The organism is Flintibacter hominis (genome assembly GCF_014287965.1).
In the GTDB taxonomy this organism is placed as follows: Bacteria; Bacillota; Clostridia; order Oscillospirales; family Oscillospiraceae; genus Lawsonibacter; species Lawsonibacter aceti.
The window spans coordinates 10,947-26,566 of sequence record NZ_JACOPO010000008.1; the positions used below are offsets into that span (position 1 = coordinate 10,947).

14 protein-coding genes are annotated in these 15,620 nt (G+C 59.4%); 1 reads left to right on the top strand and 13 read right to left on the bottom strand.

The window, feature by feature from the left end; all coding sequences use genetic code 11:
* Window positions 1-151: 151 nt before the first annotated feature.
* From mfd to H8S11_RS11135, 13 genes are all read right to left on the bottom strand, one after another.
* The gene (gene mfd, locus H8S11_RS11075; protein WP_186853227.1) at window positions 152-3,664 is read right to left on the bottom strand and encodes a transcription-repair coupling factor; all 3,513 of its coding nucleotides are present in this window, start codon (window positions 3,662-3,664) and stop codon (window positions 152-154) included.
* 202 nt (window positions 3,665-3,866) lie between these two features.
* A complete protein-coding gene (locus tag H8S11_RS11080; protein WP_186853179.1) occupies window positions 3,867-4,640 on the bottom strand; it encodes a hypothetical protein in 774 nt (257 codons plus the stop codon).
* A gap of 88 nt (window positions 4,641-4,728) precedes the next feature.
* Window positions 4,729-6,045 carry a tetratricopeptide repeat protein gene (locus H8S11_RS11085; protein ID WP_147572617.1) on the bottom strand — a complete coding sequence of 439 codons (1,317 nt, stop codon included), beginning with the start codon at window positions 6,043-6,045 and terminating at the stop codon, window positions 4,729-4,731.
* Between the two features lie 28 nt (window positions 6,046-6,073).
* Window positions 6,074-6,667 (bottom strand): aminoacyl-tRNA hydrolase, encoded by a 594-nt coding sequence (gene pth / locus H8S11_RS11090; protein ID WP_147572615.1) that lies wholly within the window; start codon window positions 6,665-6,667, stop codon window positions 6,074-6,076.
* 57 nt (window positions 6,668-6,724) lie between these two features.
* Window positions 6,725-7,708 (bottom strand): ribose-phosphate pyrophosphokinase, encoded by a 984-nt coding sequence (locus H8S11_RS11095; RefSeq protein ID WP_147572613.1) that lies wholly within the window; start codon window positions 7,706-7,708, stop codon window positions 6,725-6,727.
* Window positions 7,709-7,784: 76 nt separating this feature from the next.
* Entirely contained in the window at window positions 7,785-8,468 is a 684-nt protein-coding gene (locus H8S11_RS11100; protein ID WP_147572611.1) for a GlgC family sugar phosphate nucleotidyltransferase, read from the bottom strand.
* Between the two features lie 190 nt (window positions 8,469-8,658).
* Window positions 8,659-9,156, bottom strand: coding sequence for an HDIG domain-containing metalloprotein (locus H8S11_RS11105; RefSeq protein WP_147572609.1), 498 nt, complete (start codon window positions 9,154-9,156; stop codon window positions 8,659-8,661).
* A 92-nt stretch (window positions 9,157-9,248) separates the two neighbouring features.
* Complete coding sequence (locus tag H8S11_RS11110) at window positions 9,249-10,505, bottom strand: glutamate-5-semialdehyde dehydrogenase (RefSeq protein ID WP_186853180.1); 1,257 nt, start codon at window positions 10,503-10,505, stop codon at window positions 9,249-9,251.
* Window positions 10,506-10,564: 59 nt separating this feature from the next.
* A complete protein-coding gene (locus tag H8S11_RS11115; RefSeq protein WP_186853181.1) occupies window positions 10,565-11,191 on the bottom strand; it encodes a LysE family transporter in 627 nt (208 codons plus the stop codon).
* A gap of 31 nt (window positions 11,192-11,222) precedes the next feature.
* Window positions 11,223-11,567 (bottom strand): TIGR04076 family protein, encoded by a 345-nt coding sequence (locus H8S11_RS11120; RefSeq protein ID WP_186853182.1) that lies wholly within the window; start codon window positions 11,565-11,567, stop codon window positions 11,223-11,225.
* Window positions 11,564-12,373, bottom strand: a complete 810-nt coding sequence (gene proB / locus H8S11_RS11125) for a glutamate 5-kinase (protein WP_186853183.1) — start codon at window positions 12,371-12,373, stop codon at window positions 11,564-11,566. The genes H8S11_RS11120 and proB overlap by 4 nt, the downstream gene beginning before the upstream one ends.
* 28 nt (window positions 12,374-12,401) lie before the next feature.
* Window positions 12,402-13,208, bottom strand: a complete 807-nt coding sequence (gene proC, locus H8S11_RS11130) for a pyrroline-5-carboxylate reductase (RefSeq protein ID WP_186853184.1) — start codon at window positions 13,206-13,208, stop codon at window positions 12,402-12,404.
* A gap of 353 nt (window positions 13,209-13,561) precedes the next feature.
* Entirely contained in the window at window positions 13,562-14,446 is an 885-nt protein-coding gene (locus H8S11_RS11135) for a LysR family transcriptional regulator (RefSeq protein WP_186853185.1), read from the bottom strand.
* A gap of 163 nt (window positions 14,447-14,609) precedes the next feature.
* On the opposite strand from H8S11_RS11135, the gene H8S11_RS11140 reads away from it, so the two are divergent.
* Entirely contained in the window at window positions 14,610-15,605 is a 996-nt protein-coding gene (locus H8S11_RS11140; protein WP_186853186.1) for a hydroxyacid dehydrogenase, read from the top strand.
* Window positions 15,606-15,620 lie beyond the last annotated feature (15 nt).

The window sequence follows — 15,620 nt, forward strand, 5'->3', positions numbered from 1 at the left end:
GGAGATAGGATTCCTTTCTCATCAGGACAAGTTTTGTCTCTCTTAGGCCAAAGGCCCGCGGACGCATATCATCATAACACAAAATGAAGCGGGGAGCAAGGGCAAGTGAGGGCCCGCTCCCCTGGGGCACGGGCCGGGCCACGGCGGGCGGTCACTCCTCCACGGGCCCCTCACCTCCGGCGGCGTAGTCGGCCACCAGGGTACGGGCCGCCCGCAGAGCGTCCTCCCCCTGCTTCAGCCGCAGGGAGAGATACGGGAGCTCCCCGGCGGAGAAAAGGAGCCGGCCCTTGTACTTGCGATCTCCACACAGGAGGGATACCTGACGCAGATCGAATTGAGGGATGGTCAGCAGCAGGCAGCCATTCCTCTGGTCGATGTCGGTGACGCCGGCCCGGGCGGCGTCCGCCCGGAGCAGCGCCACGGAGATCAGGTTGTTTACAGTCCTTGGAGGCTCGCCGTAGCGGTCGATAAGCTCATCCACCAGGTCGTCAGCGTCGCTCTCCTCCCGGATGGCGGCGATGCGACGGTACAGGTCCATCCGCTGCTCCGGGGAGGGCACATACCGGTCGGGGATGGAGGCGGCCACCGACAGGTTGGCGGAGCACTCGGCACGTGTGGGGACCTCCTGTCCCTGCTCCAGCAGGACGGCCTCCTCCAGCAGCTTCAAGTACATATCATAGCCCACCGAGAGCATAAAGCCGCTCTGCTCCGGACCCAGCACATTGCCCGCCCCCCGGATCTCCAGATCCCGAATGGCGATCTTGAAGCCGGAGCCAAATTCGGCAAACTCCCGGATAGCCTCCAGCCGCTTGGAGGCCACCTCGGTGAGCACCTTGCCCCGACGGTAGGTCAGATAGGCGAAGGCCCGGCGGCTGGACCGGCCCACCCGGCCCCGAATCTGGTGGAGCTGGGCCAGGCCAAGCTGGTCGGCGTTTTCGATGATGAGGGTGTTGGCGTTGGGCAGGTCGATGCCCGTCTCGATGATGGTGGTACACACCAGCACGTTCAACTCCCCGTCGGTCATCCGGCTCATCACGTCGTCGATGGCCTCCTGGGTCATCCTGCCGTGGGCCACACCCACCGCCGCATCCTCCCCCAGCAGCATCTGAACACGGGCGGCGCAGCGGTCGATGGTCTCCACCCGGTTGTGGAGGTAGTAGACCTGGCCGCCCCGCTCCAGCTCCCGGCGCATGGCGTCGGCCAACACCCCCCAATCGTGCTCCAGCACATAGGTCTGGACCGGCTGGCGGTCCGCCGGCGGTTCCTCCAAGGTAGACATATCCCGGATACCGGACAGGGCCATATTCAGTGTGCGTGGGATGGGGGTGGCGGACAGGGTAAGGACGTCCACCTGCTTGAACTGCTCCTTCAGCTTCTCCTTGTGCTGCACACCGAAACGCTGCTCCTCGTCCACCACCAGCAGCCCCAGATCCTTGAACTTCACATCCTTATTGAACAGGCGGTGAGTGCCAATCAGGATATCGACCGAACCGTTCTCCACCTGACGCAGTGTCTCCTTCATCTGGGCGGGGGTACGGAACCGGGACACCACGTCAATGTTCACCGGATATTTGGCAAAGCGGCGCAGGGCTGTGAGATAGTGCTGACGGGCCAATACGGTGGTAGGCACCAGGATAGCGGCCTGCTTGCCGTCCAGCACGCACTTCATCATGGCCCGGAAGGCTACCTCCGTCTTTCCGTAGCCCACGTCGCCACAGAGGAGGCGGTCCATTGGGGAGGCCCGCTCCATATCTGTTTTGATCTCCTGGATGCAGCGCAACTGGTCCTCCGTCTCGGTGTATTCGAACTGCTCCTCGAACTCCCTCTGCCATGGGGAATCAGGAGAAAAGGCATATCCTGGCTGACGCTGTCTCTGGGCGTAGAGCTGAATAAGCCCCTTGGCCAGGTCCTGAACCGCTTTTTTGGCCCGGGTCTTGGCCTTCTCCCACTCGGTGCCCCCCAGTTTGTTCAGCTTCTTGGTCTCCGCCGCGTCCTCGCCGCCGCCAATGTACTTGGACACCATATCCAGTTGGGTGGCTGGGACATAGAGCACATCGGTGCCGGCATAGGCGATCTTCACATAGTCCTTCTCCACGCCGTCTACCTGCATTTTGACCATACCCACATAGCGGCCCACTCCATGGTGCTCATGAACCACCAGGTCGCCGGGGGACAGGTCGGCGTAGGACTTCAGCTTTTGCCGGTTGGTGGCGTCTTTCCGGGCCCGCGGCTTTTTGATGGCCCGCGGGTCGCCCTCTGTGATGACGGCCAGTTGGATGGATGGATACTCCATTCCCCCGGACAGGCCGCCCACGGTGATGACCGTCTGCCCAGGCCGGGGCAGCTCCTTCATCTGGAAATCCACAGCCGACTTTACCTTCTGCTCCCGGAGCAGTCCCTGTAGATCCAAGGCCCGCTGCTCCCCGGACACCAGCACCAAGGAGGAAAAGCCGCTGTTCTGGTAGTGAGCCAAGTCCTGGACCGCCGTCTCCAGACTGGCCCCAAAGGAGGGAAGCTGCTTGGCGGTGATGGACAGCAGCACCTTGGGCGGGTCAGGATAGGCGGAGGTGGTAAAGGAGTCCAGATAGACCACCGGCCAGTCCCGTAGCAGGGCGGTGAGCTGGGAGAAGGTCAGGGACAGCTCGCCGCAGGAGCCATCCAGCAGCCCCCGCTCCAGCAGGGACTTCACGTCCTCATCCAGCTGCCACTGCCAGGTCTTGGCCCGGTCAGCCACCCGGGCGCATTCGGAGAATACCACACAGGCATCTCCGGGGAGATAGTGGGCGGCGGAAGCCGCCTTTGGGTAGATCAACGGCAGATAGCGGTCCATAGCCGGGAAGGAACGGCCCTGGGAAATGGCCTCCCGGTCCTGCTCCAAGGTGGCTGCCAGCTCCTTTAAGCCGTTCTGGGCGGCCTTAGCCGCCAGTTGGCGGAGCCGCTCCGACAACCCGGCCAGTCCCCCTGGGGCCAGCTGAGGCAGCGTCTCGGCGGCCGGGAGAAGACGGACCTCCTCCAAATTTTCCGTCCGCCGCTGGGTGGACAGGTCAAAGGAACCCATGGCGTCCACCTCATCCCCGAAAAACTCCACCCGGGCTGGGGCGTCCATACCGGGGGCATACACATCCAGGATGCCGCCCCGGAGGGCGAACTGGCCCACACCCTCCACCTGGTCACACCGGATGTATCCCGCGGCCGACAGGGCTTCCGCCAGCTGGGCCAGGTCCTGGCTCTGGCCGACTTTCAGTCGGAAGCAATACTGCTCCAGCGCCTGTGGCGGAAGGGTGCGCTGGAGCAAGCCCTCCACCGTGGCTACCAGGAAGGGAAGCCGCCCCGCGGCCAGCTTCTCCATCAGGGCCAGCCTCCGGTGCTCCCACTGGCGGGAGACGGTGGCGGCATTGTGGAAGGTAAAGGAGCGCGGGGTAAGAACCGGCACCTCCTGACCTACGAAGGCAGCCAGATCCCGGGCCAGCCGTTCCCCCTCCCCTTCGTCGGCGCACACCACTACCACGGGCCGCCCGGTCATCGTCCCAATCCCCGCGGCCATGTGAGCCCGGTGGACCGCCGCCACACCGGACAGGGCGGCGGGAGAGCGGCCCCCCTCCAGGGCGGAGAGGAGCTGCTGGAATTCAGGGATGCGGTTCAGGGCGTCAATAAGCAGCTGCATCATAACAAAACCTCCGAAGCAACGCGGCAAAGCCCCCAATCCAACCGGACAGGGGGTGATCTCTTTGGTATGGATAAAAGTTTACTCCAGAATAGGCCCGTGTCAAGAGGAACAGGGCGGTAAGTGGGACCGCCCCGTTCAGAGGGTCATCCAAAAGGAAGAAAACCCAGGCGAACCGGAAGGACGTTGTCCCCCGCTTGCCTCAACCCTTTCCTGATAGGCGGCACAGCATCCGCTCCGCCTCCGTACGGACTGCCAGCCGTCCCCCGCGGGCAACCACAAAGGACAGATGCTCCTGGGCCTTGTTCTCCAACCCCCGGCGCTGGTAATAGATCCCCAGCGCCATGTGGGCCGCTACCTGTTCCCGGGTACAGCCGGCCTGTTCCAGATCGGCCAGCAGCAGAGGCTCTAGCTCAGGCCGCGCCTCCTGGATCTGGGCCGCCCGGTCCCGCATGGTCCCGGCCCTGGCCAGGACAGCCCGCTTTTGGGGAGAGAGCCGGCGGACCAGCCGTTCCATGGCCAGCTCTCCTCGTTCCCGCTCCGGGTCCTCTGGAGGGAGCTGGGTGAGCCACACAGCTAGAAGGGGCGGGTTTTTCCACAGCCGGGGCTGCTCCGCGGCCATGTGAGCAGAGTCCTCCGCCTCCCTACGCCGGCCCAACAGAGCCAGGGCATAGCCCTCAAACACCCGGTAAAAAAGGGACTTGGGGTTCTGCTTCAGCACCATGCGGCACAGTTCCAGCAGGGGTTCCGGGTCACAATACTCGTCCATCGCCCGGAAGGCCGGCCGCCGGGCCCAGCCGCACAGGAATCCGTTGATCCCCCAAAACCCCGCCGCTTCCCAGAGGGCAAACAGGGCGTAGGCGGTCATTAGGCCCTCCCCCTCGTTCCGCGCGGCATACCAGACCAACAGGGCCAGGGAGGGAACAGTCCACAGCCAGAAGGCTAGCCGGGCATGGGTTAAAATCCATCGGTTCATCACAGAATACCTCCTGAAATCCTATGTATTGCCCGGTCAGAATAGCACGGCTCTGTTAAAAAAAGAGGTATATTCTCTTAATTCTCTCTTAATTTTTTCCGTCCCGCGGGGATTGGCGGAGGGTCCGAAGCAGCTGCGCCGCCTCTTTTCCCACATACATGGGCCCGCCCCGCTCCGCCGCAAAGGTCAGGTGCTCCCCGGCCTCCTCTATTCTCCCCACGGCCAGGCAGTACCGGCCCAGCAGCAAGTGGTCACCGACCTGAGAAAGGAGAGGCCCGCCGCAGGTGATGTACCGCCGAAGGCCCTCCTCCAGTCCATCCGCCTCCCCCCGCTTGAGGCGGGCGGTGCACCGGAGGCAAAACACCTCCCGCCGTCCATTGTCCCTGCCCGCCTGGACCATCAGCTCCTCCATCTTTCCGGCCAGCTCCTCCGCCTCCTCGGTCCGGCCCCGGCGGTTGCACAGGATGGCCCTGAGTTGCAGCTTCTGCATCCTGTAATCCCCCTGCTCCTGGTCAGGGACCTGGTCCAGCAGGGCCTCGGCCTCTTCCTCCCGGCCCAGGTTGACCAGAGCGGTGGCCTCCAGCATCCGGAGTCCGGTGCGGGCAGGGGCAGGGATCTGACAGGCCTGGACAGCCTCCAGGGCCGCCAGCAGGGGCCAAGGGTCGCAGGTATCCGCCATCCTCCTGGTTTCCTCTTCCACCCGAAGCATGGCCCGACGCCATTGGCGCTCCGGGCTGGGCTCCCGGCCCTCCAGCTCCCTCAGCAGGTCGTCCGCCAGCAGCCCGACATAGGTTTCCCCGCCCTGGGCCAGCGCAAATTCCAGATGGTCCCGGGCCGCCTGGGTATTTCCCACAGTCAGGTGATACCGCCCCAGCAGCAGCCGGGCCTCTACCCGCTGGAACCGGTTAACGGCGCTGTCTGCCAAGGCGGACAAATCGTCCTCCAGCCCCTCCAGGGTACTACTGTGGATCTTCAAGGCGTAGCCCGTGACGCACAGCAGGCGCTGGACCTCCCGCCGGACGTCCCGCCGCAGGGGGCAGTCGTCATAGTTGGCCATGGCCTGAACCTGGGCCTGAAGGGCCTGGTCCCAGCGCTCCCACTGGATATGGATCAGGGCGGCCAGCCCCCAGTACAGGGCGCCGTTGCCGCTGTGCCTGTCCTCTAACTGGGCCTTCATCACAGATTCCGGCGTCACTACCTCCCCCGCCGCGATCAGGGCACCCACATAATAGGTGGTATAGAGATCTTGGACCAGCTGGCGCTCCCGCCGGGGGCCGCCGGCATATCGATTCTCGATGGCGCGCTTCAGCGGCATTGGGTCGCACCGCTCCCACAGGGGGCGGGCCATCCCCGCCAGCTTCTTCAGTGCCCGGCCGCAGGCGATCCCGGTCATCAGCTCTCCCATCTGGACACCCTCCTCAAAAAGTTCTGCCCTACCCGTTAAACCGATTCATTCCCTGCTCCAGGCCGTCCTTCAAAATACACTCCACCCCGTCGGCCGCCCGCTTCACCGCGGCGTCGATGGCCTTCTTGTCCTCGCCGGTGAACCTGCCCAGCACCCAGTCGGCCAAGTCGTAGTCCGGGTGGGGCTTCTCGCCCACGCCTACCCGCAGGCGGGGAAACTGATCTGTGCCCAGGTGCTGGATGATGCTTTTCAACCCGTTGTGTCCGCCGGCGGAGCCGCCCCTCCGGACGCGCAGTTTGCCCACAGCCAGCGCGGTATCGTCCAACACTACCAGCACATGGTCAGGCGGGACCTTGTAAAAATCCGCCGCCTGCCGCACCGCCTCGCCAGACAGGTTCATATAGGTGACCGGCTTCATCACCAGCACCTTTTCCCCGGAAATGGTGAAGATATTGGTCAGCGCCCTAAATTTCAGCTTCTGGATGGGGGCGTGCTGGCGCTCGCCGATCTCGTCGGCCACCATGAAGCCCACGTTGTGGCGGGTATCTTCGTACTTTTCTCCGGGATTTCCCAGGCAGACCAGCAGCCAGTTGACGCCGCCGGCATCTTTTTTCAAAAACATCGCGGTCCCTTCTTTGAAAACAGGGGCGGGCAAAAGCCCGCCCCTGGAGGTTTGTTCTTACAGGAAAAGGGGAGAAACGGAGGTCTCCATGTAGATGTGGCTGATGGCCTCGGCAAACATGTGGGCCACAGAGATGTACTTGATCTTGGGGCACTGGATACCAGGCTTCGCGGGGATGGTATTCAGGAAGATCACCTCGTCCAGCACGCTGTCCATGATGCGCTGGATGGCGGGGCCGGACAGCACGCCATGGGAGGCGCAGGCGGTAACATCCCGGGCGCCGCCAATCTCTACCAGCGCCTTAGCCGCGTGGCACAGAGAACCGCCGGTATCCACCATGTCGTCCAGAAGGATGACGTGCTTATCCCGCACATCACCGATGATATTCATGACCTCGGAGGAGTTGGCCTTCTGGCGGCGCTTGTCCACGATGGCCAGGGGCATATTCAGCTTCTGGGCAAAGGCCCGGGCCCGGGCCACGGAGCCTACGTCGGGCGACACGATCATAGTGTCATCATGGCAGGAGGCGTACTTCTGGGTAAAGTGCTCCACAAAGATGGGGGAGCCCAACAGATTGTCCACTGGGATATCAAAGAAGCCCTGGATCTGGTTGGCGTGGAGGTCCATGGTCAGCACCCGGTCCGCTCCCGCCGTGGTGATCAGGTTGGCCACCAGCTTGGCGGAGATGGGGTCCCGAGGCTTGGTTTTGCGGTCCTGGCGGGCGTAGCCGAAATAGGGGATAACAGCGGTGATGCGGCCGGCGGAGGCCCGCTTCAGGGCATCGATCATGATGAGCAGTTCCATCAGGGAATCGTTGACGGTGCCGGGCTTTCCCTCATCGACAAAGGAGCAGGTGGACTGGACCACGAAAACGTCGGAGCCGCGGACAGTCTCATAGATGGAGGCAAAATTTTCTCCATCGGAGAAGGCTCCTACCTCGGAGCTCCCGAGGGGGATGCCCAGCTCCTTACAGATGTCCTTGGCCAGCTGGGGGTTGGAATTGCCGGTAAAGACCTTGATATCCTTCCCGTGTGCGATCATAATACAGCTTCCTCCTAATATTTTTGGGTCCGGCTGTCGCCGCCGGCCCCGTTCCTATGTTGTGTGAGGCGTCCCCTCACTTTTTGCGCTTTTTCTCCCGGTTGGCGGCGGCCCAGCCCTCTTTCACCTGCTGGCGGGTGCGGCCGATGACCATGGCGTCCTGGGGCACATCCTGGGTAACCGTGGTAGCAGCGGCGATAAAGGCCCCGTCCCCAATCTGTACTGGGGGGACAAAGTTGGTGTTGCAGCCCACGAACACGTTGCTTCCGATGATGGTGCGGTGCTTCTGAAAGCCGTCATAATTGCAGGTGACGGTGCCGCAGCCAAAGTTGCAGTCGTCCCCCACGTCGCTGTCCCCCACATAAGTCAGGTGGGCCATCTTGGTCCCTTTGCCCAGATTGCAGTTCTTCAGCTGGACAAAGGCGCCGATCTTGGACCCCTCGCCTACCACACAGTGGGGGCGGATGTGGGTATAGGGGCCAATTTGGCAGCCCTTCCGAATGACGCTCTCCTCACACTGGGAGGCGTTGATGGCGCATTCATCCTCCACTGTGCAGCTGGTGAGCATCACGTTGGGCCCAATCTGGCAGTTCCTGCCCACCACGGTGTCCCCGCGTAAAATGGTGCCGGGGAGGAGCAGGGTCCCCTCGCCCACCTGGACCGAGTCCTCCACATACACAGAGGAGGGGTCCATCATATCCACGCCCGCCTCCAGCAGAGCCTGGCGTTTGGCTTCCAAAGCGGCCTGACGATCACGCATATTGAATTCTCCTTTTGCTCTGGCTTAACAGGCCCTGAAATCAGGACTATAGACATTATAGCATATTATCAGGTCTTTTTTCCCGTGACAAGGAAAATTTTTTCAAAAAGGCCAGAAAGCACAATTTCACCGCAAAATCCCCCAACTTCGCAAAAAAACTCTCCTCCAGCAGGTGGAGGAGAGATAAAAATCAGGCACAGGCGGGCAGGAGGGGGCGCACTCCGAGCCGCTCCCGCAGACGGGCGGGATGGTAAACGCGGGACATTTCCAGTCCGGCGCAAAGGGTGTCCACCAGGTCCACCAGCCAAGCCTCTCGAGACCTGGGCAGAGCTCCACCCAGGGGCCACATATGGGACAGGATGATGTTCCGCTCCTTGTCGGACAGCCAGGTCAACTCCCCGGCGTTTCGAGCGGCCGCCCGCGGATGGTCAAAGCACTGCCAGCCGGGATGGGCGGACTTATCCTTAGAGTCGTACAGATACAGGTCGTGGAGCAGTCCTCCCCGGGCAGCGGCCCGAGCATCCAGCCCCAGTACCTTGGCGGCGCGGTAGGACAAGTAGGCCACAAACAGGGAATGGTCCAGGGTGGAAATAGGGCCATGGTGCTTCCACCGGCCCATCATCCGCACCTGGTCAGACTCCAACAGCTCACGGGTAGTCTGGAGGAAATCCAAAATATGACGATTCATGGGAATCCATCCTTTCTCCTTCTGGAAAAGTCATTCTCTGGGCTCATTATACACAAAAGCTGGAAAAATACCAGACAAAAAATTTACCAAATCTATCGTATCTGGCCGCTGCCCCGAATGATAGTTTTGTAGGAACACAGCTCCGCCAGCCCCAGGGGGCCCCGGGCATGGAGCTTTTGGGTGGAAATGCCCATCTCACACCCCAGTCCAAATTCACCGCCATCGGTAAAGCGGGTGGAGGCGTTCCAGTACACGGCGGCAGAGTCCACCCGCTGTTGAAAGGCGTGGGCAGCCCTCTCGTCGCCGGTGACAATGGCGTCAGAGTGGCCGGTGGAGTGGGCGGCGATGTGGTCCACCGCGTTTTCCAAGCTGTCCACTACCTTGACTGCCAGAATGTAGTCCAAAAACTCCGTGTCAAAGTCCCGCTCCCCGGCGGGAGTGCCCGGAATGACCGCCGCGGCGGAGCGGTCCAGGCGCAGTTCCACGGGGGGCAGGCCGGCGGCAGCCCGGTCCTCCGTCAGCCGCCGACGCAGCTTGGGCAGGAACTCCTCGGCGATGGCCCGGTGGACCAGGCACACCTCGGCGGCGTTGCACACACTGGGCCGAGAGCATTTGGCGTTCTCCACAATGTCCAGGGCCATCGTTTGATTGGCCCACTGGTCCACATAGATGTGGCAAATGCCGGTGCCTGTTTCCAGTACCGGGACGGCGGCGTTGTCCACACACGCCCGAATCAGCCCCGCCCCGCCACGGGGAATGAGCAGGTCTACCAGGCCCCTGGCCGCCATCAGCTCCCCCGCCGACTGGCGGGTGGTGTCCTTCACCAGCTGGAGTGCCTCGCTGGGCAGGCCGGCAGAGGACAGCCCATCCTTCAGGGCAGCCACAATGGCGGCGGCTGAGTGGTGGGCCTCCTTGCCACAGCGGAGCACGCAGGCAGACCCGGCCTTCAGGGCCAAAGCGGCGGCGTCGGAGGTCACGTTGGGCCGGGACTCGTAGATGATAGCGATGACCCCCATGGGAACAGAGACCCGTTGAATCACCAAGCCATTTGGCCGGTCCACTCGGTTCAGGACGACGCCCACCGGATCTGGGAGATCAGCCACCTCCCGGACACCCTGTGCCATTCCGGCGATCCGGTTCTCATTCAGGGCCAGCCGGTCCAGCATCACCTCAGAGATGGTCCCTCTGGCCGCCTCCATATCCAGGGCGTTCGCCGCCAGGATGGGGTCTGCGCGGGCGATGAGCGCATCCGCCATAGCCAGCAGGGCACGGTTTTTCCGGTCAGTATCTGCCAGAGCCATGGCGGCCTTGGATGCCTTGGCCTTTTGCAGCAGTTCTTGTGTCGTCATATCAAACACCTCTTTATCATGGTAGGTCAGCATAGAAAAGGACGGGCGCACACTCGATTTCAACCAGAGACGAGGGAGGCAGGGCCCTCGGTAAAAAAGGGCCATACCAAGCTAAACGCGCACAGGACTAGGGCGGCGGCCATTGTGGTATCTACCGCCCCGCGGTGGCTGGTGAACAGGGACTGCAGGGAGGCCCCAGCAAAGAGCCATACCAGGTTGCAGACCGGCCCAGTGAAGGGGAGAAACAGCCCCACGCCCAGCAGGGCCCAGAAGGATCGGGTATAGGGCAGCACATAGGCGCTCAACGCGGTCAGACAGAAAATCATGATTTTCACATTTGTCAGGTTGATAAGCAGCCCGGTCCGGAAAGTGGGGGCGGCCGGGTCCTTGGCAGCCCCGGACTTCGGGCTGCGCGCTATGTGCCAGGCCAGCCACAGCATATACACCGCGCCCAGCCAGGACAGCATTCCCACGTATTGGCCCAGCGCCGCGCCCAGCCGCCAAGTGATGGCCACCGAGACCAGAGAGATGAGGAGGAACCCGGTAAACAGCCCGCGCCATTGGCGCAGGGCCGCACCGGGACCATACCGCAGGGCCGCCGACAGGGAGCACAGGTTGGCGGGGCCGGGGGTAATGCCGCCTGTAAAACAATATAAGAGGAAGGACGGGAGCATGGTTACAGGCATAGCGGCACATCTCTTCTTTCCGTCTGTGAGCTCAACTCACTGGTACGTAATTGATTTGGACATCCTGATTGGTGGCCTCCAGCTTGAAGATGACGGGGCGCAGGCCGTCATTGCAGGAGCAGATGGCAACACCGGGGGTGCGGATCCAGTCCCCAAAGTAGAAGGGCTCCTGGCCCGCCCCGTGGGCCAGGGCAAATACATATTGATAGATCGCCTTCCATGCCTCGTCACACAACCCGTCAGGTTTGGCGTAGTCGGCATAGAATACCTCTCCCTCCCGAAGCATGGGACAGGCAGACAGTCCTTCCACTCCGTATTCCCTGGCCAAGTCCTCCTGAAGTGTCTTGCGCAGAACGGTGATCTTTACTTTTTTCATCGCCCGGTCTCCCGTCCTTTTTGATGCGCGGCCTCCAGGGCAATCTTCCCCAGGAAGCGGGTACCTACGGCCCGGCCGTCTACGATGTCATAGAGGTTCTCTGGGCGCGCGCCGTTGGTGATAACCATATCGCAGCCCCGCTGAGTGACCATTTTGGCCGCCCGAAGCTTGGTCCCCATGCCGCCCACCGCCAGCTCGCTTCCCTTACCGTCAGCCAGGGACTCGATTTCCGGTGTGACCTCTTCCACTGTGGGGATAAGGCGGGCGGCGGGGTCCTTGCGGGGGTCGGCAGTATACAGCCCCTCGATGTCGGACAGAAGGACCAGCAGGTCGGCCTCCACCGAGCAGGCTACGATTGCGCCCAGCGTGTCGTTGTCCCCCACCTTGATCTCGGCGGTGGCAACGGTGTCGTTCTCATTAATGATAGGCAGAGCGCCCAGCTCCAGCAGTCGGGCCATCGTGTTCTCAAAGTTCTGCCGGCGGTCGTCGTGGTCAACGTCCTCTCCGGTCAACAGGATCTGGGCTACTGTGTGGTTGTACTGGGCAAACAGCTTATCATAGGTATACATCAGCTCACACTGGCCCACCGCGGCGGCGGCCTGCTTGGTGGGCATATCAGCCGGCCGGCCGGATAGATTCAGCTTGCCTACCCCCATGCCGATTGCGCCGGAGGACACCAAAATCACCTCATGTCCGGCGTTTTTCAGGTCGGACAGCACCTTGACCAGCTCCTCCACATGGCGGATGTTCAATCGCCCAGTGGCGTGGGCTAAGGTGGAGGTGCCTACTTTGACTACGATGCGCATATTATAGATCCTCCTTATTATATCTAGCTCACTTCTGCCCTAAGGCGATGGTCTTTTCATAAGCGGCAATCACTGCGTTCATAGCCGCAGCCCGGAATCCCTGCTCCTCCAAAATTCGGACGCCTTGGATAGTGGTGCCACCAGGGGAACAGACCCCGTCCTTCATGTCGCCGGGGTGAATTCCCGTTTCTAGCACCAGCTTTGCTGCGCCTTTCATCATCTGGGCAGTATACATCTGCGCTTTGTCCCGGGGTAGGCCGCAGGCCACACCTCCGTCCGCCAGTGCCTCAATCATCAGAGCACAGAAGGCGGGGCCACAGCCTGAGAGGGACATAGCCGCATCGCACAAGTCTTCGTTAATGTGGTCCACTAGACCGGCTGGGGCAAGCAGTGTCTGAAGTGCTTTCAATTCCTCCACAGTAGCCCCCAGACCGCAATACTGAATTACACCAGCACCCACCACCACAGGAGTGTTTGGCATCAGTCGGATCACAGGATATTCCGCCCCCGCCATCGCCTGAATCGTCTGAGAAGACAAACCAGCGGCCATAGACGCCAGAACAAACCTGTCCTTACGGGCAGCCAGGATCGGGGACAGAGAACCCAGTACCTGTCCCATTAGTTGGGGCTTTACTCCCAGAAAAATTAAGTCACAGTGTTGAGCTATCGTCTCATTGTCAGCGACACGGCAGTCCAACTCTTGAGCCAGCCTTCTGGCCTTTTCCTGTGTACGGTTGGCCAAATACACTGGAGCGCCTGCCGCTCCCTTCGCAGCCACCCTGGCCAGAGCGGAGCCCATGTGTCCTGTCCCAATAAATCCAATGGAACGAAACATCGATTTGTCCTCCTTTATTTTTGGTATTCTCAGTAAAACAAGAATTTTTCTCTATTTTATATCATAACACAGTCCGTCAACAATTTAATACAAATCTATGTAAGGAGTATCCTTTCTTTTGCCCCCGGATGCAGACTATCAGGCGCTTTCAGATTCGCCACATTTGCATATATACAGATTAAATCTTTCATTTTTTAGATATCTCCACGAAATGTAGGTTTGACTTCAATTTTTTCTTCGTTACCTCTAGCCTTATATATTATGCGCATATTTTCATTCCAATTTTTGTATATATTTTATAAATTCATCAAATTGCACAATCTTTTTTATTTTTTGCTTATTTTTAGTTAAATTCAACTTCTTTTTAAATATCGTTCAACATTGGTACGAATTTCCTGTATCATCTTCTCACCTGCAAGAGACAAACTCCTCCCTCGCAGGGTGGCCAAAGCAATAGTGCGGTAAATATTGTTTTCTATGGGATAGACCCTATAATGTCCTTCACAATTCTGCAGTACCAGCTCTGGAAGGATACTGCAACCAATCCCACTCTCCACCATCGCCAACACTGAGTGGTCTAAATTGATGACATATCGTGGGTCCAATACCAGCTGATTAGCTTCCAAAAACTCCCGCATAATCCTATCATATCCCCGCTGTGCCAAAATCAATGTCAAGGTCCGAAGGTCCTCGACCGTCACATAGGATCCGTTTAATGGCTCATAGTCCATTGGAGTGACACACAGCAGACGGTCATGGGCTAAAGTGACTGTAGTAAATTTGTCAGCGGTCGGCAGGGAGAGAAACCCCATATCTATAGTATTATCCAACAGCATCTGTTCAATGGCGTGGTATCCCTCTTGGTATATCCGGACCTCTATATTCGGATATTTTTCCTGAAAAGAGCGCAGGATTCCTGGAAGCCAGTTGCGACACACACTATCTATCACACCAATTCCTACAGTCCCCTTTTCCATCCCCTTGATTTGAGAAACACGCTCCTGCAAGCAGGCCTCTTGAGAAAGGATGGCCCTGATCTGAGGCAGCAGGCACTCTCCATCTTTGGTCAGCGTCGTGCCGTTCCGGTCCCGATAAAGCAACGGAAAACCAAAAGACTTTTCCAACGCACTAATTGCATGGCTGGCTGCAGATGGCGTGATGTGCATCGACTCCGCCGCCTTCGTCATATTCCCGTATTCCGCAATGGCGGAAAACAGCTCATAGGCTGACAGTGACATAGTCATACCCCCTCTTTTCCATTAAATTTTATTCAATATAGTATATAATATTGTGATATTTACTAAATGTCAATCCCGAGATATGATGGTAACACAAAGCAGAGATGCTCCTAAAATCAACATTGAGCCATATACCAAAACTTATTTGGAGGTCGTTCCTACCATGAGCAGAAATATCCTGATCACAAATCCAACTCTCCACCCCAATGCAAAGAAAAGACTGGAAGAATTAGGATTCCAGGTATTTGTTGCGCAGAACCCCTCAGAGGACGCGCTGATCCACCAGATCAATGTGCATAAGATCGTAGGTATGTTCGTCCGCATCGAGAAAATTACTGGAAGGATCTTTGACTCCTGTCCCAGCCTTCAAATAGTGGTGGAAAACGGCATCGGTGTGGACAACATTGATGTGGCCGCTGCCACCCGCAATGGTGTCAAAGTAGCCAACCTCTCTCTGGGCGCCTTAGCTGTGGCTGAACATACCATCGCTTTTATCATGGCCCTAGGTCGTGACCTCAGGTGGAATGATATTACTACGCGGGCCGGCCAGTGGAAGTCCTTTAACCAGCCCTCCTTCAACAGTGTCCAAATCATGGGCAGTAAGCTTCTGATCGTGGGAACTGGGAACATTGGGCAACAAGTGGCCAAGCGGGCTGGAGCTTTGGGGATGGAGCTACTAGGCTACGATCCCTTCCTTTCTCAGGATCGGATGGCCGCTGTGGGCCTTCGGAAGATGGAAACCCTAGAAGACGGGCTAGCCGAAGCCGATTTTGTTTCTGTACATATGCCCTTGACCGACCAAACACGAGGTATGTTTTCCACCCAACAGTTCAAGCAAATGAAGAACAGCGCCTTCTTTATCAACGTCGGCCGTGGTCCTATTGTTCACGAGCAGGCCCTCTACCAGGCACTGAAAAACCATGAGATTGCTGGTGCCGCCCTTGACGTATTTGAAAAGGAACCCACTCCTGCAGATAATCCGCTCTTCCAAATCGAGAACCTCCTGGTCAGCGCCCATGTCGCTGGGACTCATAAGACCCTTATGGCCGATCAAGCTATATTGGGGGCTGAGTCCATTGCAGAGGCCATCGACGGAGGTGGAAGATTCGCCCTAAACGTGGTCAATCAGTCACAATTGAATGCCCAAAACACTAAATAGCAAATTCTATATTTT

Coding starts and splice junctions, on each gene's coding strand:
- mfd (WP_186853227.1), bottom strand. CDS start 3,664: ATGCAGCTGCTTATTGACGCCCTGAACCGCATCCCTGAATTCCAGCAG.
- H8S11_RS11080 (WP_186853179.1), bottom strand. CDS start 4,640: ATGAACCGATGGATTTTAACCCATGCCCGGCTAGCCTTCTGGCTGTGG.
- H8S11_RS11085 (WP_147572617.1), bottom strand. CDS start 6,045: ATGGGAGAGCTGATGACCGGGATCGCCTGCGGCCGGGCACTGAAGAAG.
- pth (WP_147572615.1), bottom strand. CDS start 6,667: ATGTTTTTGAAAAAAGATGCCGGCGGCGTCAACTGGCTGCTGGTCTGC.
- H8S11_RS11095 (WP_147572613.1), bottom strand. CDS start 7,708: ATGATCGCACACGGGAAGGATATCAAGGTCTTTACCGGCAATTCCAAC.
- H8S11_RS11100 (WP_147572611.1), bottom strand. CDS start 8,468: ATGCGTGATCGTCAGGCCGCTTTGGAAGCCAAACGCCAGGCTCTGCTG.
- H8S11_RS11105 (WP_147572609.1), bottom strand. CDS start 9,156: ATGAATCGTCATATTTTGGATTTCCTCCAGACTACCCGTGAGCTGTTG.
- H8S11_RS11110 (WP_186853180.1), bottom strand. CDS start 10,505: ATGACGACACAAGAACTGCTGCAAAAGGCCAAGGCATCCAAGGCCGCC.
- H8S11_RS11115 (WP_186853181.1), bottom strand. CDS start 11,191: ATGCCTGTAACCATGCTCCCGTCCTTCCTCTTATATTGTTTTACAGGC.
- H8S11_RS11120 (WP_186853182.1), bottom strand. CDS start 11,567: ATGAAAAAAGTAAAGATCACCGTTCTGCGCAAGACACTTCAGGAGGAC.
- proB (WP_186853183.1), bottom strand. CDS start 12,373: ATGCGCATCGTAGTCAAAGTAGGCACCTCCACCTTAGCCCACGCCACT.
- proC (WP_186853184.1), bottom strand. CDS start 13,208: ATGTTTCGTTCCATTGGATTTATTGGGACAGGACACATGGGCTCCGCT.
- H8S11_RS11135 (WP_186853185.1), bottom strand. CDS start 14,446: ATGTCACTGTCAGCCTATGAGCTGTTTTCCGCCATTGCGGAATACGGG.
- H8S11_RS11140 (WP_186853186.1), top strand. CDS start 14,610: ATGAGCAGAAATATCCTGATCACAAATCCAACTCTCCACCCCAATGCA.